Here is a 25,743-nt window from a genome sequence, read left to right as displayed (position 1 = left end):
CATGCCGCACCACGGTAACGAAGCAGAACACGGCTCCGGGACCGGGGACGAGCGCCAGGAGCCGGTCATCCGGGACAACCGCAAGGTCGACCCGGAGACCGGCCAGGCACGGACCCCCCAGGGCTCCGAAGCTCCAGCCGGTGGCGGCGCCACCGACGCGAACGGTGATGCACTCAGCCAGGCCGAGGAGATCCTCAACGCCGCGGGCGCCGATGCGGGGAACACCCCGTCGTCGTCCGAGGCGGAGGAGCTGCGCAACGATCTGCTGCGCCTCCAGGCCGAGTACGTCAACTACCGCAAGCGGGTGGAACGTGACCGGGCGGTGGCGGGCGAGATGGCCGTCATCGGCGTGCTGAACGCCATCCTGCCGGTCATGGACGACATCGACGCGGCACGGGCCCACGGGGACCTCTCCGACGGCCCGTTCGCGGCGATCGCCGGCAAGCTGGAGAACACGCTCAAGACCTACGGACTGGAGCGCATCGAGGAGACGGGTGTCGAATTCGACCCCACCATCCACGAGGCCCTCATCCAGCAGCCCGGCGAGGTCGAGGTGGACACGGTCAGCCAGGTCCTCCGGGCCGGCTACCGCACCTCCTCCCGCGTCCTGCGGGCTGCGCAGGTCATCGTCGCGGTCCCGCAGTAAGCGGGGACCATCTGCGGTGCGGGCGCCACGGCGCCCGCACCGCCCCCTTTGGATTTTCAGACAGGAAAGGAAACGCCCTTGGCAAGCCAGGACTGGGTTGAGAAGGACTTTTACAAGATCCTTGGTGTCGCCAAGGACGCGTCCGACGCCGACATCAAGAAGGCGTACCGCAAGCTCGCCCGCAAGTATCACCCCGACACCAACGCCGGGGACGCCGAAGCGGAGAAGAAGTTCAAGGACATCACCGAGGCCAACTCGGTGCTCTCCAACCCCGAGGACCGTCAGCAGTACGACGCCATCCGCGCCATGGGGAGCGGCGCACGCTTCGCCCCGGGCAGCGGCGGACAGGGCGCCGGACCCGGCGGCTTCGAGGACCTCTTCGGCGGCATCTTCAACCAGGGCGGCCGGACCCGCGGAGGCTCCTCGGGAGGCATCCCGCCGGAATTCGCCGATCTGTTCGGCGGCGGAGGCGGCTTCGGAGGCTTCTCCCAGCAGCCCACCAAGGGCACGGACCGCACGGCCAGCACCACGATCTCCTTCAAGGGCTCCATCCAGGGCACCGCGGTCAGCCTGCGCGAGCCGGACGGCAACGTCATCGATGTCAAGATCCCGGCCGGCATCAAGGACGGTCAGAAGGTCCGCCAGCGCGGCAAGGGCAACCCCGGATCCGGTGGCAACGGCGACCTGATCATCACCGTCCACGTGAAGGAGCATCCCTTCTTCAAGCGGGACGGGAACAACATCCGCATCCACGTGCCGATCAGCTTCAACGAGGCCGCGCTCGGTGGGAACATCGAGGTGCCGACCATGGAGGGCGAGAAGGTCAAGCTCCACCTGGCCGCCGGCACTCCGAGCGGACGCACCCTGCGGGTGAAGGGCCGCGGCGTGAAGACGGCGAAGGCCACCGGCGATCTGCTGGTGACGGTCGACGTCGTCGTGCCGCAGAAGCTCAACGACGCCGCCAAGGCGGCGGTCGAGGCCTTCGCCGACGCCACCGCGGGTGAGGACCCCCGGGCGGTCATCGCCGCCCACGCCGTGCTGTAGGAGGTGAGCCATGGCGATCGACCTGAATCAACCGCTTTTCGTGATCTCGGTTGCCGCCGAGCTGGCCGAGATGCACCCCCAGACCCTGCGTCAGTACGACCGGCTGGGCATCGTCTCGCCGAGCCGGGCGCCGGGCAAGGCGCGCCGCTATTCGCAGCACGACGTCGACCGGCTGCGTGAGGTGCAGCGCCTCTCCCAGGAGGGCGTCTCCCTCGAGGGCATCAAGCGCATCCTCGAACTGGAGAACCAGGTCGCGGCTCTGCAGTCCCGCGTCCGGGAACTGACCGAGGAACTGGAGCGCCGCCCGGCGGCGCAGGAACCCCGGGTCTTCGCCGCCGGGGTGTCGGCCGGCGACGTGGTCCCGCTCGCGCGGGGCCAGCGCCCGACGCCGCGGAGCCAGGCCGTCGTCATCTGGCGGCCGTAGCGTTCCGGGCAGCGCCCGTTCGCATCCGGTGCGGATTCTGAGCGATCCCGTGCCGTCCCAGGCCTGACCACCAGGGCCACATCACTCAGGGGCGGGACACCAGGCAGGTGTCCCGCCTTTCGTGTGTCCGATGACGGGTTTCCGCCTCCCTCCGGGGGCAGGAACCCCGCGTTCAGCCGTCTTTCCGCTCGTTCGTCCGTGCCGTCTAGTTGTTCGGCAGCTCCGAATGACCAGTCGGTATGGCCCCATGGACGCCGAAGAATAGCGCTCCTAGGCTGAAAGCACAACGATGACAAGCCACCGCCCGTCAAGGCGGTACGAACGTGGGGCACCAGCGAAGGTCCCACGACGCTGCGGAGGTCTTCCTCCGCAGTTCCTGAGGTGAGAGGAACCGCGAGGGAGCGGGTCCCGGGCGGTTCCTCTCACTTCTTTTGACCACCAGTCTTCTGACCACGACCAGATGGGATGCCATGCTCCTGACACAACTCCAGTACTTCGTCGCCCTGGCGCGGGAGGAGCATTTCGGCCGGGCGGCCGCGGCATGCTTCGTCTCGCCGTCGACGCTTTCGGAGGCGGTGCGCAAGCTGGAAGTCGAACTCGGGGTGCCGCTGGTCCGCCGCGGACACGCCTACGAGGGCCTCACGCCGGAGGGCGAGATGGCGCTCACCTGGGCCCGCCGTGTGGTCTCCGACCAGGAGGCACTCTCCGCGGAGATCGCGGCGGCACGGGGCCAGCTGACCGGCGTCGCGCGGATCGGCACCATTCCGGCCGGGATCGCCCTCGCGACGGCGGTGGTGTCGGCCCTGGCGGACGCGCATCCTCTGGTGCGCTCCACCGTCCAATCGGGGCTGAACAGCGAGGACGTGGTGGCGCGGCTGAGGGCCTTCGAACTCGACGCCGGCATCATCCACCCGTCCGCGGCGGACGGCCCGGACCTCGTGTCGGTGCCCCTGGGCGAGGTCACCAATGTGGTCGTGGCCGCTCCGGGCATGTTCCCCGAGGACCAGCCCTCGATCACGGGACGCATGCTCGCCGAAGTGCCTCTCGGACTCCTGGCCTCGGACATGCGGGCCCGGCAGCTCGCCGATGAGGCGTGGCGGTCCGCCGGCCTCCAGATCAAGCCACGCCTGGAAGCCGACTCCAACGAAGCGCTCCTGAGCCTGGTCACCTCCGGGCTGTGGGCCGCCGTCGTCCCGGAGACCGCCGTCGCGGCCCGCCGTGACGATCCGTCCATCCACGTGCTGCCGCTGATCGAGCCGGAGGTCTCCACCCCGCTGGCGGTGGTGCGGCTGGCCGGCAAGCCGGCACCCGTCCTGGTTCGGGAGCTCGGCGCCGCGGCACAGACCGTGCTCAAAGACCCCCGCCGCGCCGCCCAGGCGCGACGCTCCCGGAACGGCTCGGCCGTCCACGCCTGACCGGCCCCTGAAGCGCAGGGGCCGTGCCCCTGACACGCTGAAAGGACCGCCGTCATGTCTCTTCCCCCGTCCCCGGGCCGCACCGTGCCCGTGCTTCCCTCTCCCGGGGGAGTGAAGGAGGCGGGCCCATGCGGGTGATCATCAACTGCGTGGTGCGTCCGCGGCACCATGCTCCCGGGCCGAAAGGGTGCGCGGTGTGCGTGGAAGCGCTGCTGGAGGCCGTGGCCGCCCATCCCACGCCGCGCGCCGCGGCGGATCGATTCGCCGAGGCCGTTCAGCTCGCCGTCGAGGAGACGCTGCGCCGTCAGCGCTGGTGGATCGCTCAGGACCCCACGGAGACCGCCCGGCAGCTCATCTTCCTCCAGGCCGCGCGGGAACTCGCGATCGCCAAGACCTTCCTGCAGGGCCGCCGCCCGGAGGAGTACTTCCCCTCCCATGCGGCCTATCTGGACTTCAGGGCCGGGGAGTTCGGTCTTCCCGGGTACGTCTTCGCGTCCGACTACTACGAGATGATCGCGCTCCTCTCCGGATTCCCGCTCTCCCTCCTGGTCCGGCCGCCGCTCGGGCTGGACGATGCCGAGGAGCCTCCGCCGGGGATTTCCTGAGTGGTTACCGCAAGCCCTCCCGCCAGCGGTCCTGCTGTGCCAGAGTGGGAATTGCGGGTGAATCCTGAGATCGGGGAATGCCCTCCCGCCCCGGCCGGTTCAACCCTTTGGACCTGACATCCCCCTTGTGAAGGAGTCCTCATGACCACCGTTGCCGCTCTCGCCGCGCCGTCCGCCACGGAACCGCTCATCCGCACCACCGTGGAACGCCGCGAACTCGGCCCGCATGACGTGCTGATCGACATCAAGTACGCGGGCATCTGCCATTCGGACATCCACACCGTCCGCGGTGACTGGGGCCCGGTCCCCTACCCCCTGACCCCCGGCCACGAGATCGCCGGGATCGTCGCCGCCGTCGGCTCCGAGGTCACCACCCGCAAGGTCGGCGACCGCGTCGGCGTGGGCTGTCTGGTCAACTCCTGCCGCGAGTGTGAGCAGTGCCTGGCCGGTCAGGAACAGGACTGCCTCAACGGGAACGTGGGCACCTACGCCTCGAAGGACCGCGACGGCACCATCACCCAGGGCGGCTACTCCAGCCAGGTGGTGGTGAACGACGCGTTCACGCTGCTGATCCCGGATTCCCTCGAGCTCGACGTCGCCGCCCCGCTCCTCTGCGCCGGCATCACCACGTACTCGCCGCTGCGCCGCTGGGGCGCCGGCCCGGGCAAGAAGGTCGCCGTGATCGGCCTCGGCGGCCTCGGCCACATGGCCGTCCAGCTGGCTCACGCCCTGGGCGCCGAGGTGACCGTGCTGTCCCAGTCCCTCAAGAAGCAGGAGGACGGGCTCAAGCTGGGCGCGGACCACTACTACGCCACGAGCGACGAGACCACCTTCCAGGATCTCAAGGGCAGCTTCGACCTCATCATCAACACCGTCAGCGCCAAGATCCCCCTGGACGACTACCTGCGCCTCGTGAAGCCGCACGGCGCCATGGTCTGCGTGGGCGCCCCGGGCGAGCCGCTGGAACTGAACATCTTCAGCCTGATCGGCGGGGCCAAGGCGCTGGCCGGCTCCAACATCGGCGGCATCCCCGAGACGCAGGAGATGCTCGACTTCTGCGCCGAGCACGGCATCGGCGCGCAGATCGAGGTCATCGACGCGGATCAGGTCAACGAGGCCTACGAGCGCGTGCTGGCCTCCGACGTCCGGTACCGCTTCGTCATCGACGTGTCCACCATCGGCTGACCACTCCGGAAGGAGACACCATGAAGGTTTTCCAGATCGGCGCGGCCGGCGGCATCGGCAGCATCCTCTCCGGGCTCCTCGTGGAGCGCGGTGACCAGGTCACCGGCATGCACCGCAGTCCCGAACAGACGGAGACCATCACCCGGACCGGGGCGCAGTCCGTGCTCGGCGACCTCATCGCCGACTCCACGGAGACGCTGGCCGGCCACCTGACCGGGCACGACGCCGTCGTGTTCTCCGCCGGAGCGCATGGCACCGGGCAGGAGCTGACCACCGCGATCGACGGCGACGGCCTGGTGAAGGCCGCCGACGCCGCGGCCCTCGCCGGGGTGCGGCGGTTCGTGCTGGTGTCCGTGTTCCCCGACGCCGGTCGCGGCGGGGACTCCCCGAACGCCGGCTTCGAGCACTACATGCGGGTCAAGAAGACCGCGGACGTGCACCTGGCCGGGACGGATCTCGACTGGGTCATCGTCCGCCCCGGCACCCTCAAGGACGAACCCGGCGACGGCCTGGTCACCGCCGGGCCCGCCATCGAGTACGGGAACGTCCGCCGCGGCAATGTCGCGGCGTTCCTGGCCGAGGTGCTGCACGAGCCGGCCGTGAGCCGGGAGATCGTGGAACTCACCGACGGCACGACGCCGGTGCCGGACGCCGTGGCCGCGCTCGCCGCGCTGCGGGGCTGAGGCCTCCTCGCCGACTTCTGCGCCCTGATTCATTTTCCGCGGGGATATTGACCCGCGGAAAATGAATCAGGGCGCGTTTTCGTGGGCGCGGCGGTGCCGAAGGGCGGGGCCGGGCGTCAGACCCGGAAGCCGGTGCACGCCTCGTTGCTGCACCCGGCGTCGCGCGGGGTCCAGCGCGGCGGGTTCCCGGCGCCCTCGACCGGCACCCAGCGCACGTGGCGGTGCTGGCCGCACATCTCGCAGGCGGGGGCGACGAAGCTGGCCCGTTCCTCGGCGGTGTAACTGCGGAAGTCCGTCATGGTTCCTCCTCGGCAGACATGGACACTGCCCTTTCAGGCTACGCCCGGCCGTCCGGCCGCTGGTAGGGGTCGCCTCGCCTGCCCTTGCGGGGTCAGGTGATGTCGGCTGTGACCCCTGGAGGGGCCATCACGTGACCCCGCAACGGGGGCGGGGAGGAGGCCTACTCCCGGAACAGGCCGGCCAGGTCGTCCGCGGTGAGGTGGGTGGACGCGAGAGCCTCGTCGCCGGCCACCGAATTGAAGAGCTTGGACTTCTTGGCCTTGAGCGCCATGACCTTCTCCTCGATGGTGTCCTTCGCGACCAGCCGGTACACCATGACCTGCTTGTCCTGGCCGATCCGGTGCGCCCGGTCCACGGCCTGAGCCTCGCTGGCGGGGTTCCACCAGGGATCGAGCAGGAACACGTAGTCGGCCTCGGTCAGGTTGATGCCGAAGCCGCCGGCCTTCAGGCTGATGAGGAACAGCGGGGCGTCGCCCTCCTTGAAGGACGCGATCACGTCGGCGCGCTGCCGCGTGGAGCCGTCCAGGTACGCATATTGCACGCCCGCAGCATCGAGCCGTTCCCGGACCTTTCCGAGGAAGCCGGTGAACTGGCTGAAGATGAGGGCGCGGTGCCCTTCGGCCAGGACATCCTCCAGCTGCTCGAACAGGACGTCCAGCTTGCTCGACCGCACCCCGCTCAGTTCGGGGTCCACGAGGGACGGGTCCAGCGCCATCTGCCGGAGCAGGGTCAGTGACTGGAAGATGGTGAAGCGATGCTTGTTCGCGTCCTCCAGGAGCCCCAGGATTTTCTGCCGCTCGCGCTGGAGATGCGTCTGGTACGCCTTCGCATGGCGCTGATTCAGCTCCACCGTGAGGACCTGCTCCAGTTTGGGCGGCAGTTCCTTGACCACCTGCTCCTTGGTGCGGCGCAGCATCAGCGGCCGGATCCGCTGCCGCAGCTTGGACAGCAGTTTCGGGTGGCCGTGGACCTCGATGGGCCGGCGGTAGTACTCGGCGAACTTCCCAGGGCTCGGGAACAGGCCCGGCGCCACGATCGACAGCAGCGCCCAGAGCTCCATGAGGTTGTTCTCCAGGGGCGTGCCCGTGATCGCGAGCTTGAAGGGGGCGTCGAGCTTCCGCGCCGCCTGGTACGCCTTGGACTGGTGGTTCTTCACGAACTGCGCCTCGTCCAGGACCAGTGCGCCCCAGGAGAGCTTCTGGTACTGCTCGAGTTCCAGGCGGAACAGCGCGTAGGACGTGACCACGAGGTCCGCCCCGGCGAACTCCTCCGCCGGATTCAGGCCGCTGCGCTTGAACGTCTCGGCCACGGCCACGGTCTTCAGCCCGGGCGCGAAGCGTGCCGCCTCCATCGCCCAGTTGGACACCACGCTGCTCGGGGCCACCACCAGGAACGGGGCGCGGGTCGCCCCGGAATCCGCGGTCGCCGCAGGGTCTCCGGACGCCGCCGACGTCGCCGGCCCGCCCTCCGCGCGCTCGGCGGCCACCGCTGCGGCGGCCTCAGTCGTGGTGACCGCCGCGGACTGGCCGGCCGGGGCGCCGTCGTCGTCCGTAGTGCCCGTGGGATCCTCGCGCAGCGAGCACAGCAACGCCAGGGTCTGGAGGGTCTTGCCGAGGCCCATGTCATCCGCCAGGACGCCGCCCAGCCGGTGGTCGTAGAGGAAGCGGAGCCAGCGGAAACCCTCCAGCTGGTACGGGCGCAGCTCGGCGTGCAGGCCGGTGGGGGCCGCGAGATCCCGGGTGGAGTCGTCCACAGTGAGCAGCCCTGTGACGCTGCGGCGCCACTCCTTCGCCTGCTGTTCCACGACGCCGATCGCCGCGAACTGCTCCCACAGACCCACCTGGAAGCGGCTGATCTGGAGTTCCTCGCCGGGGCGGTCGGAGAGGGCGCGGGCTTCGTCGATCAGTTCGCGCAGCTGCTGGAGCTCGGGGCTGTCGAGGGGGAAGTGCTTGCCGCTCGGCAGGACCATGCGCGTCTGACCCGAGGCCAGGGCGGAGAAGATCTGGCCGAACGCCACCTGCTCGCCTTCGAGGGTGACGACGATCTCGAGGCCGAACCAGTCGCGGTCGTCCTTGTCCAGCGTGGAGACGTGCACGACCGGGGCTTCGACGGCCTCCTGGAAGTCGGGGACCACGCCGTTCACGTCCACTTCGACGTCCGGGACGGTGCGCAGCTGCGGCAGGACCTCCTCGGTGAAGGCGACGGTGTCCATGCCGTGAAGGGTCGCGGTGGGGGCGAGCGACGGCAGGGTCCAGAGCCCGTCCGGCCCGATCGTGGGCTCGGTGGCCAGGGCGGCCACCACCTCCCACGGCTTGCCGAGCGAGTTCAGGATCTTCTTCTCCTGAGCCTCGTCCCGGTAGCCGGCATCGGCGCGGTCGAAGGCGAGGGGCTGTGAGACCTGCTTGCCGTTGCTCGTGTAGTGCCACTCCCAGTGCAGATCGAGGCGGTGGTCCTTGCGGTAGTCGGCCAGGAGGGACAGCACGGGCTTGCCGATGGTCGGCAGGCGCACGCTTTCCGACGCCGCGACCACGGGGGCGCCCTGGCGCAGCCGCGGGTAGAACTCACTGAGGAAGCGGTCCTCGTCCGCCGCGGGGATGTGCACGGACTCCGCCGCGCGCGCGAAGGCCACCATCTCGGGGGAGGCCGGAGCCAGCGGCGTCAGCACGAGCGTCCCGTCCACGAGGCCGCCCGGCACCGAGGCGCCGCCGTGGAAGGCCAGGGCCGCGGGCTCGCCCGTGAAGTGGAGTTTCTTCAGATCGAGATCGCGGCCGTGGGCCTCAAGCCGCGGCGCGACGTCGAGGCCGCCGTCCGCACGGCGGTCCACCGAGAGCTCCAGGACGGCGGGTTCGCGCTCCAGCCGCACGCCCGGCGACCGCGGATCCGTGTCCTGGATGAGGAGGATCCCCTTGCCGGCCAGGTCTGCGAGGGCCGTGGCCAGGTGCTTGCCGTTGTACTGGGAGAGCTCCAGCCACTGGCCCGCGGGACCCTGATACTGGCCCGGCATGCGGGAGAGCTCGAGGAATTCCGCGAGGGCGTCCGTCTGTTCCCGGCTGAATTTCCGGTAATAGCTGAGGTAGTTGATGTTCGTCCAGGCCACCTCGCTCTTGATCCACTTGCCGCGCGCGCCCATGGACATGGGGCGGACCCGAAGGCCGGCGGGTTCGGCCTGGCTGTAGACGCGGCCGCCGCGGGACACGGCCGGCTTGGGATCGGTCACCTCGAAGAGCAGGGCCAGCTGCGGTGTGGTGGAGGCGGCGGTGGTGGCCGACTCGGGCAGGAGCGGCGCGAGGGCCTTCTCCCAGGCGGAGGACGCGGCCGGTGAGGTGGGCGCGGAGCCGTTGGCGGACGACGCCGACCCGGGCAAGGGCGCGGGGCCCCGGCGACGGCGGGCGACGGCGTCGTCGGAGTCCAGGAGGCCGCGCTCCTTGGCGGCGAAGAGGAGGGCCGCCACATGCTTGCAGTCCTGCCGGACCGGGCAGTCGCAGAGGGCGGTGAGGCAGATCCAGGAGTCGTCCTTGGGCTGCAGCTTGGCGACGGCGCGGTATGAGCGAGTGCCTTCCACGCGGCCGGTGAGCAGTCCCGTGGTGCGGCCGAAGACGACGTTGAACACGCGCTCCTGGCGGGCATACTCGCAGCCGCGTTCCACGCTGCCTTCGTCAAAGCGCGCGGCGAGGGTGCCCAAGCGTTCCTGGGCCTGCGAGGTGGCCATCCACAACAGTCTAGTGCGAGCGGCCCGGGAGCGGTCTGCGAGATGGAGCACAGGGGGTCCGGTCGCCGGGGTGGCCCGGGCCCGATCGCCGGCTGGGGACACACGCGGGCCGTGCCGGGTGGGCGGATCCGCGCGGGGCGGAATCCGCGGTCGCCGTCGGACCCGGCCGATAGGCTGAGCGGCATGGCACAGACGAGGAAGAACCGCCCCGCCGCACCCCGGGCCGCTGCTCCGGACCTGCCCGCCCACCTCGGTGAAGTGGACGGGCTGCGGCGCTATGACGAGGTCTCGGAGAGCGCCGTGCTCGGGCTGTCCGGGGACGTCGACGCGTCCCACGCCCACCTCAGTGAGTGCGTGATCCGGGACGCCCAGCTGGACCGCCTGGACCTCACCGGCGCCACCCTGACGGACCTCGATGTCAAGGATCTGCAGGTCACCGAACTCGTGCTCCGGAACGCCCGGCTGCGCCGCGTGCGCATCAGCGGCGGCAGGATCGGCACGCTGGACCTCTCGGGCGCGGAGGTGGACAGCCTGGAACTGCGCGACGTCAGGATCGACTACCTGGGCCTGAACGGCGCCGAGGGCAACGACGTCGCCGTGTCCGGCTGCCGGCTCCGCACCCTCGACGTGCCGCTGGCGAAGCTCAAGCGCGTCGCGTTCCGGGACAGCAGCGCCGAGGACGTGGACAGCCGCGACCTGGACGCCACCGACGTCGACCTCCGCGGCCTGGACGCCCGCGTCTTCACCTCGGTGACCGGCCTCCGCGGCGCCACCCTGACGGAGACCCAGGTACGGGAACTCGCCTTGCAGATGGCGCTCCAGGCAGGGATCGACGTGAAGGAAGGCTGAGCGCCCAGCTCAGTTCACCCAAGGTTCACCCGCCCGTGACCCGGGACCACCGGTCACTCCCAGGGACGGCGCGTACGGTCGAAGTGTCCCGTGGACTTCTCGAGTGAGGATCAGCATGACCAGCAAGCAGCTCCCCGTTGTCCTTTTCAAGGAAAGCCTTGAAGCCGGCCCCGATGAAGTGGTGGACGGCAACGTCACCGTGGTCAATGCCATGTACCAGGAGCTCCTGGGCCAGGACGAGATCGCCGAGGACGCCCTCCGCAGCTACTACGTGGACTTCTACCTGACCCAGGCCCTGGGCGGCGGCTTCGCCCAGTACGTCTTCACGGCCACGGACCGCGAAGAGATCGACGCCTACGTTCGCGGCGGTCTGGAGGCCATGGGCGCGAAGGCCCAGCTTGACCTCTTCGACCGCACCGCCGCGGCCTTCGAAGCGCTCAGCGAGGACGAGGTCGACGCCTACCTGGACGGCGACGCCGAGGATGAGGACAGCGAAGTCAGCGACGCGGTCCTGGCCCAGGAGGAGCTCGACAACGAGTTCGAAGCGCTCCTGGAGACCGAGGACCTCATGGAGCTCAACGCCGCCTGGCTGCGGAGCCTCGAGGGCCTGCTGGTGGTGGACGAAGACGGCCTGGACGCCGTGATCGACGAGCGCCTGGCCACCGTCGAGGACCTCGAGGAGCGCCGCGCCCAGGCCGAGGCCGCCTCCCTGGAGGACATGCCGGACTTCGAGATCATCATCCGCGAACTCTGCGATGTCGCCGAGGTGGAGCTGGAGAAGATCACCCTCGGCGACCCCAACTTCGTCTACGAGGCCGAGACCGTGGTGGCCTGGCACTTCCTGGCCGACGGCGAGGAGTACATCATGGTGGAGCTCGAGGACGAGGCCCTCATGCTCCGGCCGGAGTCGCTTGAGGTCGTGGCCGCGGTCGAGATCGAGGAGATCGACGACGACGAGCTGGAACCCGCCGGCGCCGAGGTGTGAGGATTGCCCGGGGCACTGACGGACATGCTCTGTCGGCTATCCCCGCGGCCCTCGTGCCCGGCATCCGCCGTGGTCCTGGCCGCGGGGCCCCTTGACGCCGACTCCCGCATCTCAGTGCCCCGACGCACTGACGCACGACGGCGGCGGGTTCCCCTCGCCGTCGTCGTGGGTTAAGGGGTTGCGGGTCAGCCCGCTGCCGTGCGGATCAGGGACGCGAGGGTTGCTTCGGTCTCCGCGTCGAGGGACGTGATGTTCCAGACGATCGGGTGCATGGCCGCGCCCTCCTGGAAGGCCGGGTTCACGGATTCGCCGAAGCCGAAGGCGAGGTAGTCCTTGCCGGTCTTGATGTAGCAGATGTCCTCGCCGTTGCGGACGTAGAACGGGAGACCCCAGCGGACCACCGGTTCCAGGGACGGTGCGTTCTCGCGGATGATGGCGTGCAACCGCTCGCCGAGTTCCGCGTACGGCGCGGGGGCTTCCCGGAGTTTGGCGAGTGCGGCGTCGTCGCCCTTCTTGCTGAACAGCATGGTGGAGCCTCCATCACAGGGTGCGTCGGATCTGAGGTGCGGCCGGTCTGCCGGCCGGAGTCCAGCCTACGGCGGCGGAGCGGGGGTGTGAACCTCGCGACATAGTGACCCACGCTATGGGCGGGCGGGAACCACGGTGAAAAGATGGGGTGGAACAACCCTCAGGAGCGCCATGTTCACAGGAATCTACGTCACCGCCACCTCCACGGGATCGGGCAAATCCGTGGTGGCCCTCGGCCTGGCCGAGGCCCTCTACCGCCGGGCGGGACGGATCGGGTACTTCCGGCCCGTGGTCCCCGGCGACACCCCGGACCACGACCCCATGGTCGAGCTGATCCGCACGCGCTACCACCTGGATCCCGCCGTCTGCCGGGCCGGTCTCACGCTCAAGGAGGCCCGCCGCCTGGTGGCCGAGGGACGCCGCGAGGAGATCAGCACCCGGTGCGTGCAAGTGTTCAGCGAAGTCTCCGCTCTGTGCGATGTGGTGATCGTGGAAGGCTCCGACCTCTCCGGCGCCGATTCCGCCGTCGAGTTCGACCTCAACGCCCAGCTGGCGAAGGACCTCGGCTGTCCCGTCGTGGCCGTGGTGAGCGGCAAGGACCTCAACCCGGAGGAGATCGCGGACGCGGTGGACGTGGTCCGCGCCGAGCTCTCCGCCGTGCACGCCGACCTCCTCATGGTGATGGTCAACCGCGCGGATCCGGACCACGTGGACGAGGTGCGGGCCGCGATCCGGCCCGGTGACCTGAAACGCCCCGTCTACGTCCTGGAGGAACGGCCCGAGATGGCCCGTCCCACCACCGGCGAGATCTCCGCGGCCCTGGGTCTCCAGTTGCTCGCGGGCACCGCGGACATGGAGCGCGAAGTGGCCGGCGTCAAGGTGGCCGCCATGAGCCTCGGCAACTTCATTGGCGCCCTGGAGCCCGGCGATCTGGTGATCGCCCCCGGCGACCGGGCCGACATTCTGGCCGGCGTGCTCGCCTCCACGCAGTCGCCCGACTTCCCGGTGCCGTCCGGCGTGGTCCTCAGCGGCGGCCTCATGCCGGACCCGCACATCCTGCCGCTGCTGGCCGGCGCCCCGTTCCCGTTCTTCGCCCACCCCGAGGACACCTATCACACGGCCACGGCCGTCTCCGGGGTGCGCAGTGAGATCTCGACGGGCAACAGCCGCAAGGTGGCCTCGGCCCTGGGCGAGTGGTCCCGCCAGGTGGACGAGGACGAGATCTTCGAACGCTTCAACCTGAGCCGACCGGCGTCGATGACCCCGCTGCGTTTCCTCCACGAACTGATCGGACGCGCCCAGGCGGACCGCCGCCACGTGGTGCTCCCCGAGGGCACGGACCTGCGGATCCTGCGGGCCGCCGAGATCCTGCGCCGCCGCGACGTCTGCGAGCTGACCATCCTCGGCAACGAGGCCGCGGTCCGGGAGCTGGCCGCCGCACACGGCGTCTCCCTGGACGGCATCACGCTGGTGGACCCGGCCACGAGTGAGCTGCGCCAGCGGTTCGCCGAGGAGTACGCCCGGCTCCGCGCCCACAAGGGCGTGGACCTCGCCAAGGCCCTCGAGACCATGCTCGACGTCAGCTACTTCGGCACCATGATGGTGCAGCTGGGCATCGTGGACGGCATGGTCTCCGGCGCCGCGCACACCACCGCCCACACCATCCGTCCGGCGCTGGAGTTCGTGAAGACCCGGCCGGGCGTGGCGATCGTGTCGTCGGTGTTCCTTATGCTCATGCAGGATCGTGTCCTCGCTTACGGCGACTGCGCCGTGAACCCGGAGCCCACGGCCGAACAGCTCGCGGACATCGCGCTCGCCTCCGCCGAGACGGCCCGGCAGTTCGGGGTGGACCCGCGCGTGGCGATGCTCAGCTACTCCACCGGCGGCTCCGGCACCGGCGCGACCGTGGACAAGGTGCGGGCCGCGACGGAACTGGTGCGGGAGCGCAAGCCCGACCTCGCCGTCGAGGGTCCCATCCAGTACGACGCCGCCGTGGACGCCGCAATCGCCGCGGCCAAGCTGCCGGGATCGGATGTGGCCGGTCAGGCGACCGTGTTCATCTTCCCGGACCTCAACACCGGCAACAACACGTACAAGGCCGTGCAGCAGTCCTCCGGCGCGGTCGCCGTCGGGCCGGTGCTGCAGGGCCTGAACAAGCCCGTCAACGACCTCTCGCGGGGCTGCACGGTGGAGGACATCGTCAACACCGTGGCCATCACCGCCGTCCAGGCCCAGAGCGTCGCCGCGCCGTCGCCCGCCGCATCCCAGGAGAACTGAATGCTCATCCTCGTCATCAACTCCGGCTCCTCCTCCCTGAAATACCAGGTGCGCGACGTCGACGCGGGGGAGGTGCTGCTGGAGGGCCTCGTGGAGCGGATCGGGCAGCCCGACGGCGACGCCCCGGCCGCAGTCCCCGACCACGGCGCGGCCCTGGAGATCGTGGCGGCCCGCCTGCACGAGGTCCTGGGCGACCGGCAGGTGGACGCCGTCGGACACCGAGTGGTGCACGGCGGTGAGCGGTTCGCCGAGCCGGTCCTGATCAACAACGAGGTCACACGGGCCATCGAGCGCCTCAACCCGCTGGCCCCGCTGCACAACCCCGCCGCCGTCCTCGGCATCCGCGCCATCACGGAGAAGTGGCCGCAGCTGCCGCAGGTGGCCGTGTTCGACACGGCGTACCACCGCACCCTGCCGGAGAAGGCCTGGCGCTACGCCGTGCCGGACTGGCTCTACACGCGCCACGGCATCCGCCGCTACGGCTTCCACGGCACGAGCCACCAGTACGTCGCGGCCCGTGCGGCCGCGCTGCTGGGCGAGGCGCCGGATGAGTTCAACGGCGTCATCCTGCACCTCGGCAACGGCGCCTCCGCGACGGCCGTCAAGGGCGGGGCCTCGGTGGACACGTCCATGGGCTTCACCCCGTTGGAGGGCCTCGTCATGGGCACCCGTTCCGGCGACATCGACCCGTCCATCCTCGTGTTCCTCGGACGCCAGGGCCTGGACGCGGACGCTCTGGACGATCTGCTCAACCGTGAATCGGGGCTCCTGGGCCTGGGCGGCTCGAACGACATGCGGACGCTGGTGGACGCCGCCGAAGCCGTGGGCGGCGACGACGGGACCTCCTCCGGCGTCGACCCTCTGCGCGCCCGGCGGGCGCTCGAGGTGGCCGCCTACCGTCTGGCGAAGTACGTGGGCGCGTACCACGTGGCCGTCGGCGGGGCGCAGGCGATCGTGTTCACGGCCGGGATCGGGGAGAACTCCTCGCCGTTCCGCGCGCTGGTCTGTGAGCAGCTCGGGGCCCTGGGGATCGAGCTCGACCCGGAGCTCAATGCCGTGCGCTCCAAGGAGCCGCGGGTCATCTCCACTCCGGCGTCGCGGATCCCGGTGCTCGTGATCCCCACGAACGAGGAGCAGGCGATCGCCGAGGCCACGGCGGAGGTCGTCGCGGGCTGAGGGGGCTGAGGCGAGGCGGACGGTCGAACGGGCGGGGCCGCCGTCGTCGTCCGTCTCGTTCTGCCGAGTTCGGGGGTTCGTTCCGAGAACGGGGCATGCAGACCTCGTCCTCGGAACGAACCCCCGAACTCGGCGGAGGGGCGGGCGCGGGGCGGCTCAGGCGAACGCGGCTTCGCTGAGCTTCCCGTCGCGCATGTGGGCCTCGCGGTCGCAGAGCTCGACGAACTCCAGATCGTGCGTGACCATGACCGTCGCGGTGCCGAACTCGTGCGTGATCCGGGCCAGCAGCTCGACCACGGCGCGGCTGCGCTCCTCGTCCAGCGCCGCCGTCGGCTCGTCCACCAGGAGCACGCTCGGCTCGCCCATGAGCGCCCGGGCGATGTTCACCCGCTGCCGCTGCCCGCCGGACAGCTGATGCGGACGCTTGTCCTCCTGCCCTTCCAACCCGACGGCGGCGAGCAGACGGCGCGCCCGGGCCTCCGCCGACGCGCGGGCGGCCTTCCCTCCGAAGCCGCGGACATGTTGCGTCACGAGCAGCTGTTCGACGGCGGTCAGCGACGGCAGCAGATTCGGCTGCTGGAAGATGATGCCCAGCTTCTCGCGCCGCAGAGCCGCCTGCTCCTTCCGGCCCAGCGCCTGGACTTCGCGGCCGTCCACCAGGATCCGACCGGCCGTCGGCTTCACGAGCGTGGCGGCCACGGCCAGGAGGGTGGACTTCCCGGAGCCGGACGGGCCGGTCAGGGCGAGGAATTCCCCCTGGCGCACGGTGAGCGACGCCTGGTCCAGGGCGGTGATGGTCCCGGCGCCGTCCGGGTAGTCGACGGTGACGGATTCGAGTTGCAGTGCGGGCGTGTTCATGGGGTTCTCCTGGTGATGACGACGGGGGTGGGGGCGGGCCGGCTCAGCTGCCGCCGAGCGCGAGCAGCGGATCCACGCGGGTGACCTTGCGGACCGCCAGCGCGGAACCTGCGAGGCCCAGCAGCACGATGCCCACCACGGGACCGGCGATGGTCAGCGGCCCCAGGACGAACGGTGCGGCCTGTCCTGCGAACCAGCCGCCCAGCCCGCCGATCACGGCACCGAGGACGGTGCCGCTCAGCAGCACGATCAGGGCCTGTGCCAGGGCGTCCTTGAAGACGTAGCCCTGGGTCGCGCCGAGGGCTTTGAGGACCGCGATGTCCCGGGTGCGCTGCACGGTCCAGATGCTCAGGAACGCGCCGACCACCAGGGCCGAAATGCCGTAGAGGAACCCCTGGATGAGGAGCAGCGAGCCGTTCTCGCTCTTGAAGGATTCGAGGGCCTGGAAGCTCGCGGTGCGCTCCGCGCTGACGGTGCCGTTCCGGCTGTCGGCGCGATCCGCTGCCGTGGCGTCCGCGCCGGGCGCCACCAGAACGGTCGCCTCGCGGCCTCGGTTCATCTGCTGCCAGTCGCCCAGGCCCACCCAGGCCACGGCGAGGTGCGAGTACCACTGGTCCGGGACGACGGCCTTCACTCTGAGGTCCGTGCCGTTGCTGTTCAGGACGTCGCCGTCGGACAGGTTCAGCGCCGAGGCGAGGGATTCGCTCAGCACGATCTCGCCCTTGCCGGGTGTCACAGGCGCGAGGGCAGTTCCGTTCACGTCGTCCGATCCGAAGAACGCCGCGTTGGTCGTGCGGCCGCCGTCAGGGGTGGACGCCGCCGTGCCGGTGCGCAGTTTGCCCTGCGAGATGCCGAGCGGGACGGCCGTGACGCCGGCGTCACGGGACCAGGCCGCGGCCTGCTCCGGGGTGACCTCGGAATCCGCGTAGCTCGCCTTCGCCGCGGTGCCCTGAGGCGCCCCGAAGACCACGCGGCCGGCGGGCAGGGCGCCGATCGCGGAGGTGGACTGGTGCGCCAGGCCGGCGGTGAGGCCGGAGAGCATGACGAGCAGGACGGTGATGAGCGCGACCACTCCGCCCATGAGGGCGAAACGGCCCTTGCTGAAGCGGAGGTCGCGGAGGGCGAGGAACATGGTGGGGTCTCCTGGAATGCCGGGGTTTCTGGCGTATCTCCAGCCTCCCGCGGAGCGTGCACGCGCACATCGGCGGGGTGGTTGAACCGGGCGCTCGCTGTGGTTGAGCGCCGAATCAACCGAATGGTTGATGGGCGGGGGCGGCCTCGGGAGGGATTCCTGTCGGCACCCGCCGTTAGGGTGGTGGCATGGGAAACGGGCCCGGACCTCACGGCCACTCCGTCGCCGGTGGCGGCGCGGGTGAGAGTGACCTGGACGCTGCCCGGAACCCGGCTCAGGGGACCCAGGTCATCCTGCGGGTTCTGCGGGTGAGCCTGCATCTCGGATTCGCCGCGCTCCTGCTGCTGGGCGTGGTGCGTTACTCCCTGGCGCTGGGGTCCCTGGCGCTGGGTTCGGGCGGTCCGGCTCCGGCGTGGAGTCCCGTGGTGGTCTACCCGGTGGCGGCGTTGCTCGCGGCGGTCTATCTGGGAGGCACCGCCGCCGAGAAACGCCACGCCCTCGGCGCCGGCCGGCTCGATCCCGCGCCGTACGCGCGGTGGTGGCTCGCCGTCGTCGTGGTGCTGTGGCTGGTGCTGCTGGTGTTCTCGGCCGACTTCGCGTGGCTCGCGTTCCCGCTGTTCTTCCTGGAACTGCATCTGCTGCCCCGCGGGGTGGGTCTGCTGGCGGTCGTGGGCACGACGGCGGCGCTCGTGGTGGCGCTGTTCCTGCACGCCGCGCCGGGCTCACCGAACGGCGCGCTCGTGATCGGTCCGGGCTTCGGCGCCGCGTTCGCCGTGGTCACGGCGCTCAGTTATCAGGCCCTGTACCGGGAGGCGGAGGAGCAGCGGCGCGTCGCGGCGGCCCTGCGCGCGGCCCGTTCGGAGCTGGCCGCGAGTCAGCGTGAGGCCGGGGTGCTGTCCGAACGGGCGCGCCTCGCCCGCGAAATCCACGACACCCTGGCGCAGGGCCTCTCCTCGATCGTGCTCATGAGCCGAGCGGCCGGCAGATCCCTGGAAGCGGAAGAGCTCGGCACGGCCCGCGAACGGCTGGCCGTGGTGGAGGAGACGGCGTCGTCGGCCCTGGAGCAGGCGCGCGAGTTCGTGCGCTCGCCCGGCGGCTCCGCGGGCGCCGCGCTGCCCGAACTGCTCGCCGCGCTCTGCGCCGACACCGAACGCCAGGCCCGTGCTGCCGGGAGCGGCTTGTCGGTGACGTTCCGGCTCAGCGGGGAACCGCGCGACGTCCCTGTGGAGCTGTCCCAGGCGTTGCTCCGCGCCTCGCAGGCGTCGCTCGCGAACGTCCTCCGCCATGCCCGGGCGGACCATGCGGTGCTCACGCTCGGCTTCCTGGAAGAGGAACTGACGCTGGATGTGTTCGACGACGGCGTCGGCTTCCGTCCCGAAGCCCCTGCGGTGGGCGATGGGGTCGGGCTCGGTCTGCTCAGGTCCCGCGTCGAGGCGCTGGGCGGGAGCCTGGTGCTGGAGTCGGCTCCCGGCGAGGGGACCGTGGTGGCGATCCGGGTTCCCGAGGGGGCTGCGCCCGGCGGTTCCCGGAGCGGCCCGGACGAGCAGGTTCACGACGAGCCGACTCGACACGCCCCGACTGACCACGCACCGACCGACACGGAGGAACGGCCATGATCAGGATTCTGCTGGTGGATGACCACCCGGTGGTGAGGGCCGGCCTGAAGGCGATGCTGGAGGACCCCGCGGTTCCGTCCGACGGTCCTGCCACCGATGACACTCAGGGCATCCGCGTGGTGGCCGAAGCGTCCGACGGCGCCGCCGCGCTGGAGGAGCTCCGGCGCCGCCAGACCCTGGGCGAGGACATCGACCTGGTCCTCATGGATCTCCAGATGGGCGATGGCATGGACGGGGCGACGGCCACCCGGAAGATCCGCCAGGGAGAAGGCGGGGTCCGTCCGGTTCCGGTGCTGGTCCTGACCACCTACGACAGTGATTCGGACATCCTCAGTGCTCTCGAGGCCGGGGCCAGCGGCTACATGCTCAAGGACGCCGAATCCGAACGGATCCGGTCGGCCGTACGCGCCGCCGCCGCGGGGGAGACGGCCCTCGCCCCGGAGGTCGCCGCCCGACTGGTGGGCCGGTTGAGGAATCCGGTCCCGCAGCTCTCGGCCCGGGAGGTCGAGATCCTCGAACTGCTGGCCACCGGCCTGTCCAACCGGGCGCTGGCCAGGGCACTCTTCATCTCGGAGGCGACCGTCAAGACGCACCTCGTGCACATCTACGCCAAACTCGGCGTGGACAACCGGACCGCCGCCATCACGACGGCGGTCCAGCAGAAGATCATCCGGGTCCCGGACGCCTGAGTCAGCCCGCGGCGACCACCGAGGATTCCTCCTCCTCGCGGGACACGGGCAGGGTGTCGTCCGCGAGCTGCCGCTTCTTGACGGTGGCCAGGTGGCTGAGCAGCACCAGGGCGACGCCGCCGAGTGCCCACAGGGCCAGCTTGAGACCGTCCATGCCGAAATCGGCGCCGGGGAAGTAGGTCAGGTCGCGCACCGCGTTGAGCCAGGCCGCGCCATTCCAGAAGGTGTTCAGCCCGGCGAAGAAGGCCGGCGACAGCGACGCCGGGTACACGCCGCCACTGCTGGTGAAGTTGAGCATCACGAACAGGAGCGTCAGGGCCGGGGTGGTCCACTTGCCGAGGATCGGGTGCAGCCCCAGGCCGATGGTGATGATACCGAACGAGTACAGCGAGCCGAGCAGCCAGATGTTCCACTCGTAGCCGTTGAGCACCTGATACACCGGCCCGGCCACGAGGGTCGCGATGCCGGCCACTACCAGGGCGGTGCCCGCGCCGATGAGCAGGCGGATGCCCACCCGGAGCTTCGCGGTCGCGGCGGCGATCGCCACCACGCTGGCATAGGAGCCCACGCTCAGGGCCACGAGCATGAAGAACACGGACTGGCCGGCGGTGTCATTGGGGCCGCCCGGACGGACGTCCTCGACGGCGACCGGCAGGTGCTGCTTGTAGGCCAGCGGCAGGAAGACCTTCTGGGCCGCGCCGGCGGCCGCTTCGGATGCGGCGCCGGAGACCAGGATGGTCGCGTGATCCCTGCTCGGGACGTAGGCCGCGGAGATCTTCTGGTCGGTGATCTGCTGGCGCGCCTGATCGGCGGTGGCCACGGTCGTGACCTGGAGCTTGCCGTCCGAACCGTCGTTCAGCGACTGGGCGAACACCTTCGTCTCGGGGCTCTGACCCACCACGGCCACCGGGAAGTGGTGCGGGTCCGGGGAGTGGAAGGCGCCGAGGTAGGCGAAGGCCATGCCGGCGCCCATGACGAGGGGGATGAGCAGATGCAGGGCGATGTGGCCCCAGGTCCTGCCGTCGGGCCAAAGGCGCGGACGTGCCGAGGGCAGCGTTTTCACAAGGGGGAGGCGATGCGTGGACATGGGTTCCTGTCGGAGAAAAGTCAGCAAGGGGGAGAGGCGTTCCGCGAAGGGAAGATTAGGCTCGCTAACTACTTTAGGCCTAATTGTTGCATTGCGCAACCATTAAGGCGACGGTCGGCCCGCGGCAGGCGGCCGACGGCCCGCGACGGCCCGCCGGGAACCGTGCCCCGGCAGGCCGTGGACGCATTCGTCAGCCGACGACCGGATCGGCGCGGCTCACCGAGCCGCGCCGATCCGGAGTGTCTGGCGCCAACGCTGCCCGCTCAGTACTTCGTGTACTGGACGCGGTCGTAGGTCGCCGTGCGCTGTCCGGAGTACTGGAAGGGGCCGAGCCACGAGTCGACACCTGTCCCCGGCCAGAAGTTCGTGATGATGCGCTGAGGATGGGTGGGCAGTGGGCCGCGCGAACCGGTCTCCTGGTGGACGAGGCGCCCGTCGACGAACCAGTTGATGGAACCGCCCGGCCACCATTCGAAGGCGTAGTCGTGGTAGCCGGCCGAGGCGTCGAAGCCGAGGTTGATCAGGGTCTCGTGGCCACCGACTCCGTTGGTGAAGTAATTGGTCTGCATCTGCCATGTGTTCTTGCCGAGGATCTCGACGTCGATCTCGTCCCACGGCTGGCCGTCGCTGGCCCCCGTGTAGGTGAAGAAGGAGGTGACGGTGCCTGCGCCGGCGCTCGCCTTCAGGCGGGCACTGTAGCGGCCGTAGGAGAAGAGATCATTGGTCCGGTACTCGCCGGACGCGTACGGCTTGCCCGAGCAGCCGGTGGGGCACGTGGCGGTGTCCAGATTCAGCCCCATCACGCCGCCGTTGAACCAGACGTGATCGGCGCGCCATCCTGCGTTGAACATGCCGCCGTTCGACCAGCCGTCCGCCTTGCTCCATCGGGAGGTGTCGTAGGAGGAGAAATCGTCGGAGAAGCTGCCGCCGATCGCTGCCGCTGCGGGTCCCGCACCCAGCGGCGAGGCGGCGAGCAGGAGAATCGCCACCGCGGCCATGCGGAGCAGTCGATGAACGACGCGCGGCGAGAACCTCCGCCTGCGCGCTTCGGTTGAGTGGTGCGCGGTCAAGCGGCGTGCGGATAGGTGGCGTGCGGCCGGGTGTCTGAGGTGTGAGTGCATGGGAGCTGAGCCTCCATCGAGGTGTCGGGTTTTCAACGGTGAAATGAGAGCGCTCCCACCGTCAACCTTCGGGCACCCGGATGCGCCCTGTCAAGGGGTCGGTGAACCACCCGGCGACCGCAATAGGCATCACCGAACTCCGGCAGCGGGCGGCAACGGAGCGGCGGCGTGCCGCGGCGGATTGCCGGCGTCGTCGCGCTGAGCGGGGCGCGGGAGCAGTCGTGCGCGAAGTGCCGAGCCTTGACGGAGGAGTTGGCGGTCGGGCAGGGTTGACGCAATTTGGGAGCGCTCCCAAACGCTCGCCACGGCGGGTTTCCCTCACGAAGGAGTGACATGAGGTTCAGAAAAATGCGCGTGTCGGCGGTGCTGGCATCCGCGCTCTTGCTCGGAATGGGGTCCGCCCTGCCGACCCAGGCCACGGCCCCGGCCGCGGTCGATGATCCGGGCGGCGTCCCCGGCGTCAGTGGTGCGGCGCTGTTCGCAGACCCGCTGAGCACGACGCTCGCGGCCGCGCAGGGACTCCGCGGTCAGGCGCGTTCCGACGCGCAGCTGCTGGCCAGCATTCCGTCGGCGACCTGGCTGGCGGGTGGCACGCCCCAGGAGGCGCGGGCCGAAGCCGATCGGGTCGTCACGGCGGCCGCGAAGTCCGGCACGGTCCCGGTGCTCGTCGCCTACAACCTGCCCTTCCGGGACTGCGCGCTGTACTCGGCCGGTGGCGCCGCGGACACCAAGGCCTACAACGCGTGGATCGACGGCGTGGCCGCCGGAATCGGCAACCGCCGGGCGATCGTCCTCATCGAGCCGGACGGGCTCGGAGTGATCCCATTCCACACGACGCTCGACGGTGTGCTCGATTCCTGCCGGCCTGAGGGCGCCGATCCCGAGCGGGCTTCGGACGCGCGGTTCGAGCAGCTGAACCACGCCGTCGACGTCCTGAGCGCGCTGCCTTCCGTGGCCACGTATCTCGACGGCACCAACGCCGCCTGGCTGAACGTCGGGGAGATCTCCTCGCGTCTCGTCCGGGCAGGCGTGGGCCGCGCCACCGGGTTCTTCCTCAACGTGTCGAACTACCTGTACACGAAGAACTCGAATGCCTACGGCACGTGGGTCTCGTCCTGCATCGCTTATGCCACCCAGGTCGCACCGGGCAAGTTCAAGGACTGCGGGGACCAGTTCTGGAATGGCGGCCCGGCCAACGACTGGCAGGGCGTCGCGATGTCGCAGTACGGCGAGTGGAGTGCGGGCGCCGCGGACCCCGCCCTCGACACGGCGGGGGTGGACTCGCGGTACGCCGCCCAGCTGGGCGGCGTCAAGCCGACCGCGCGCTTCATCGTCGACACCAGCCGCAACGGCATCGGCCCCTGGCAGTATCCGGCGGGCGTGTATCCGCAGCATGAGGACTGGTGCAATCCTCCCGGACGTGGCGCGGGGCAGAGGCCGACCACCACCACGGGCGTGGATCTCGCGGACGCGTACCTGTGGGTCAAGGTTCCGGGCGAGTCTGACGGGCAGTGCTATCGCGGCACGGCAGGGCCTCTGGATCCAGCGCGGGGAATCCAGGATCCGCCGGCCGGGCAGTGGTTCCCTGAGCAGGCGCGTGAACTCGTCGCGAACGCGGCGCCCGCGCTGGCGCCGCTCACGTGTGAGGTGACGGTGACGCCGACCGGGCACGGCGCTTCGTTCTCGCAGACCCTGCGCCTCCGCAATCTTGGATCGGAGACCGCCACGCGCTGGGTGCTGAGCTGGACCTTCGGCGGTGACCAGAAGGTCAAGGCCGTGCCCGGCGCGACCTTCGTGCAGCGTGGCGCCGAGGTGTCGGTCAGTGCACGCGGCAGGGCCACGTCCCTTGCGCCCGGCGCAGAAACGTCCCTCGTCGTGCGGGGCGTTGGAGCGGCCGATGCCCCATGGCAGTTCCGCCTCAACGGCGCGGCCTGCGCGACCCGGTAGCCGGTCCGGGTCCGCGGAGGGGATTTCCCGCCGCCGCATTCGGCCGGATGAAATCCATTGACACGCGTGGGAGCGCTCTCATACACTCAAATTCCTTCTGGGAGCGCTCCCATGCTCCACCTCGCACCACATGAACTCCGCATCATCACCACGCACACAAAGGAGTGCCCGTGAAACTCACAGCACGCAGATTCGCCATCCCCGTCGCGGCGGCCGTCGCCGCCGCATCCCTGGTCCTGACCGGCTGTTCCGGCGGCAATGCCCCGTCCGACCCGAATGCTCCCATCACGCTCACGGTCGCGACCTTCAACGATTTCGGGTACACCGATGCGCTGCTGAAGGAGTACACGGCCTCCCACCCGAACGTGAAGATCGTGCACAACCGGGCCGCCACCAGTAACGAGGCCCGCGAGAACTACTTCCAGAAGATCGGCAAGTCCGGTCTGGCCGACGTCGAAGCCATCGAGGTCGACTGGCTGCCGGAGGTCATGAAGTACTCCGATCTGCTCGCCCCGGTCGACGCGAAGCTCAAGGACCGCTGGCTCGATTGGAAGTCCGCCGCCGCCACGGACAAGGACGGAAATCTCATCGGCTACGGCACCGATATCGGGCCGGAAGGGGTCTGCTACCGCAGCGATCTGTTCGCGGCCGCGGGTCTCCCGACCGATCGCGAAGCCGTGGCCAAGCTCCTCCAGGGCGACTGGGACCACTACTTCGAGGTGGGTGCGAAGTACACCGCCGCGACGGGCAAGCCGTTCTTCGACTCGGCCGGCGGGACCTACCAGGGCATCGTCAACCAGATCGAGGCCGCCTACGAGGACCCCAAGAGCGGTGAGGTCATCGCGACGACGAACGCCGACGTCAAGACGGCCTACGACAAGGTCCTGAAGGCCAGCAAGACGCAGTCGGCACACCTCAGCCAGTGGTCGCCGGACTGGATGAAGGGCCTGTCGAACGGCTCCTTCGCCACGATGCTCTGCCCCGGATGGATGCTGGGCGTCATCTCGGGCAACGCCAAGGGCGTCAAGGGCTGGGACATCGCCAATGTGTTCCCCAATGGGGGCGGCAACTGGGGCGGCTCCTACCTGACGGTGCCGAAGAACGGGAAGAACGTCAAAGCCGCCCAGGAGCTCGCGGACTGGCTGACGGACCCTGCCCAGCAGATCAAGGCGTTCTCCAACGCCGGCACCTTCCCGAGCCAGCAGAAGGGGCTCGCTGACAAGACGCTGCTCGGGGCGACCGACAAGTACTTCAACAATGCGCCTGTCGGCAAGATCCTGTCCGAGCGCGCGAAGGCCGTGACGGTGGCGCCGTTCAAGGGACAGCGCTACTTCCCCATCAACGACGCGATGCAGAAGGCCCTGACCCGCGTGGAGGAACGGACCCAGGATGCGGAGACCTCCTGGAAGCAGTGGACTGACGAAGTCACGGCACTGAAGTAACGCCGCGGCGGGGCCGCCTTCCGTA

The 25,743-nt window shown here is 69.9% G+C and carries 22 protein-coding genes; 15 read left to right on the top strand and 7 right to left on the bottom strand.

Annotated elements, in window-relative coordinates; translation table 11 throughout:
- Position 1 precedes the first annotated feature (1 nt).
- From P9849_RS14910 to P9849_RS14880, 7 genes are all read left to right on the top strand, one after another.
- Positions 2–646: a nucleotide exchange factor GrpE gene (locus P9849_RS14910; RefSeq protein ID WP_208187040.1), complete on the top strand. Its 645-nt coding sequence runs from the start codon at positions 2–4 to the stop codon at positions 644–646.
- Positions 647–724: 78 nt separating this feature from the next.
- Entirely contained in the window at positions 725–1,690 is a 966-nt protein-coding gene (locus tag P9849_RS14905) for a DnaJ C-terminal domain-containing protein (RefSeq protein WP_278267499.1), read from the top strand.
- 10 nt (positions 1,691–1,700) lie between these two features.
- The gene (locus P9849_RS14900) at positions 1,701–2,114 is read left to right on the top strand and encodes a helix-turn-helix transcriptional regulator (RefSeq protein ID WP_066216178.1); all 414 of its coding nucleotides are present in this window, start codon (positions 1,701–1,703) and stop codon (positions 2,112–2,114) included.
- Between the two features lie 470 nt (positions 2,115–2,584).
- A complete protein-coding gene (locus tag P9849_RS14895; RefSeq protein WP_278267498.1) occupies positions 2,585–3,529 on the top strand; it encodes a LysR family transcriptional regulator in 945 nt (314 codons plus the stop codon).
- A 128-nt stretch (positions 3,530–3,657) separates the two neighbouring features.
- Positions 3,658–4,134 carry a hypothetical protein gene (locus P9849_RS14890; RefSeq protein ID WP_278267497.1) on the top strand — a complete coding sequence of 159 codons (477 nt, stop codon included), beginning with the start codon at positions 3,658–3,660 and terminating at the stop codon, positions 4,132–4,134.
- A 141-nt stretch (positions 4,135–4,275) separates the two neighbouring features.
- On the top strand, positions 4,276–5,319 hold the full coding sequence (locus P9849_RS14885) for an NAD(P)-dependent alcohol dehydrogenase (protein WP_208187037.1): 1,044 nt from the start codon (positions 4,276–4,278) through the stop codon (positions 5,317–5,319).
- A 20-nt stretch (positions 5,320–5,339) separates the two neighbouring features.
- Positions 5,340–6,002: an NAD(P)H-binding protein gene (locus P9849_RS14880; protein WP_278267496.1), complete on the top strand. Its 663-nt coding sequence runs from the start codon at positions 5,340–5,342 to the stop codon at positions 6,000–6,002.
- A gap of 116 nt (positions 6,003–6,118) precedes the next feature.
- Here the strand turns inward: P9849_RS14880 and P9849_RS14875 are convergent, their stop codons facing one another.
- Both P9849_RS14875 and P9849_RS14870 read right to left on the bottom strand, forming a co-directional pair.
- A complete protein-coding gene (locus P9849_RS14875; RefSeq protein ID WP_278267495.1) occupies positions 6,119–6,301 on the bottom strand; it encodes a hypothetical protein in 183 nt (60 codons plus the stop codon).
- A gap of 161 nt (positions 6,302–6,462) precedes the next feature.
- Positions 6,463–10,011, bottom strand: a complete 3,549-nt coding sequence (locus tag P9849_RS14870; protein WP_278267494.1) for a DEAD/DEAH box helicase — start codon at positions 10,009–10,011, stop codon at positions 6,463–6,465.
- A gap of 183 nt (positions 10,012–10,194) precedes the next feature.
- On the opposite strand from P9849_RS14870, the gene P9849_RS14865 reads away from it, so the two are divergent.
- Both P9849_RS14865 and P9849_RS14860 read left to right on the top strand, forming a co-directional pair.
- Entirely contained in the window at positions 10,195–10,860 is a 666-nt protein-coding gene (locus P9849_RS14865) for a pentapeptide repeat-containing protein (RefSeq protein WP_278267493.1), read from the top strand.
- 115 nt (positions 10,861–10,975) lie between these two features.
- Positions 10,976–11,845, top strand: coding sequence for a hypothetical protein (locus P9849_RS14860; RefSeq protein ID WP_278267492.1), 870 nt, complete (start codon positions 10,976–10,978; stop codon positions 11,843–11,845).
- Positions 11,846–12,030: 185 nt separating this feature from the next.
- Here the strand turns inward: P9849_RS14860 and P9849_RS14855 are convergent, their stop codons facing one another.
- Positions 12,031–12,372: a DUF1801 domain-containing protein gene (locus tag P9849_RS14855; RefSeq protein WP_278267491.1), complete on the bottom strand. Its 342-nt coding sequence runs from the start codon at positions 12,370–12,372 to the stop codon at positions 12,031–12,033.
- Between the two features lie 172 nt (positions 12,373–12,544).
- Here P9849_RS14855 and pta point away from each other — a divergent pair, with 172 nt between their 5' ends.
- The gene (gene pta, locus P9849_RS14850) at positions 12,545–14,650 is read left to right on the top strand and encodes a phosphate acetyltransferase (protein ID WP_278267490.1); all 2,106 of its coding nucleotides are present in this window, start codon (positions 12,545–12,547) and stop codon (positions 14,648–14,650) included.
- The gene (locus P9849_RS14845) at positions 14,651–15,826 is read left to right on the top strand and encodes an acetate kinase (protein WP_278267489.1); all 1,176 of its coding nucleotides are present in this window, start codon (positions 14,651–14,653) and stop codon (positions 15,824–15,826) included.
- Positions 15,827–15,982: 156 nt separating this feature from the next.
- Here the strand turns inward: P9849_RS14845 and P9849_RS14840 are convergent, their stop codons facing one another.
- Together P9849_RS14840 and P9849_RS14835 are read right to left on the bottom strand one after the other, a co-directional pair.
- On the bottom strand, positions 15,983–16,684 hold the full coding sequence (locus P9849_RS14840) for an ABC transporter ATP-binding protein (protein WP_278267488.1): 702 nt from the start codon (positions 16,682–16,684) through the stop codon (positions 15,983–15,985).
- A 43-nt stretch (positions 16,685–16,727) separates the two neighbouring features.
- Positions 16,728–17,816 (bottom strand): ABC transporter permease, encoded by a 1,089-nt coding sequence (locus tag P9849_RS14835; protein ID WP_278267487.1) that lies wholly within the window; start codon positions 17,814–17,816, stop codon positions 16,728–16,730.
- 188 nt (positions 17,817–18,004) lie between these two features.
- Here P9849_RS14835 and P9849_RS14830 point away from each other — a divergent pair, with 188 nt between their 5' ends.
- Both P9849_RS14830 and P9849_RS14825 read left to right on the top strand, forming a co-directional pair.
- Positions 18,005–19,432: a sensor histidine kinase gene (locus P9849_RS14830; RefSeq protein ID WP_278267486.1), complete on the top strand. Its 1,428-nt coding sequence runs from the start codon at positions 18,005–18,007 to the stop codon at positions 19,430–19,432.
- Positions 19,429–20,121 (top strand): response regulator transcription factor, encoded by a 693-nt coding sequence (locus P9849_RS14825; RefSeq protein WP_278267485.1) that lies wholly within the window; start codon positions 19,429–19,431, stop codon positions 20,119–20,121. The genes P9849_RS14830 and P9849_RS14825 overlap by 4 nt, the downstream gene beginning before the upstream one ends.
- 1 nt (position 20,122) lies before the next feature.
- On the opposite strand, the gene P9849_RS14820 is transcribed toward P9849_RS14825, so the two are convergent.
- Together P9849_RS14820 and P9849_RS14815 are read right to left on the bottom strand one after the other, a co-directional pair.
- Entirely contained in the window at positions 20,123–21,208 is a 1,086-nt protein-coding gene (locus P9849_RS14820; RefSeq protein WP_278267484.1) for a hypothetical protein, read from the bottom strand.
- A 263-nt stretch (positions 21,209–21,471) separates the two neighbouring features.
- Positions 21,472–22,206 (bottom strand): glycoside hydrolase family 16 protein, encoded by a 735-nt coding sequence (locus P9849_RS14815; protein ID WP_278267483.1) that lies wholly within the window; start codon positions 22,204–22,206, stop codon positions 21,472–21,474.
- A 456-nt stretch (positions 22,207–22,662) separates the two neighbouring features.
- Between P9849_RS14815 and P9849_RS14810 the strand changes: the two genes are divergently transcribed.
- On the top strand, positions 22,663–24,276 hold the full coding sequence (locus P9849_RS14810; RefSeq protein ID WP_278267482.1) for a glycoside hydrolase family 6 protein: 1,614 nt from the start codon (positions 22,663–22,665) through the stop codon (positions 24,274–24,276).
- A 170-nt stretch (positions 24,277–24,446) separates the two neighbouring features.
- Positions 24,447–25,718, top strand: coding sequence for an ABC transporter substrate-binding protein (locus P9849_RS14805; protein ID WP_278267481.1), 1,272 nt, complete (start codon positions 24,447–24,449; stop codon positions 25,716–25,718).
- Positions 25,719–25,743 lie beyond the last annotated feature (25 nt).

The sequence above is a fragment of the Arthrobacter sp. Y-9 genome (assembly GCF_029690065.1).
Lineage (GTDB): Bacteria > Actinomycetota > Actinomycetes > Actinomycetales > Micrococcaceae > Arthrobacter_E.
The sequence above is the reverse complement of the archived record's forward strand: the minus strand, read 5'-3'. Positions and strand labels throughout refer to the sequence as shown.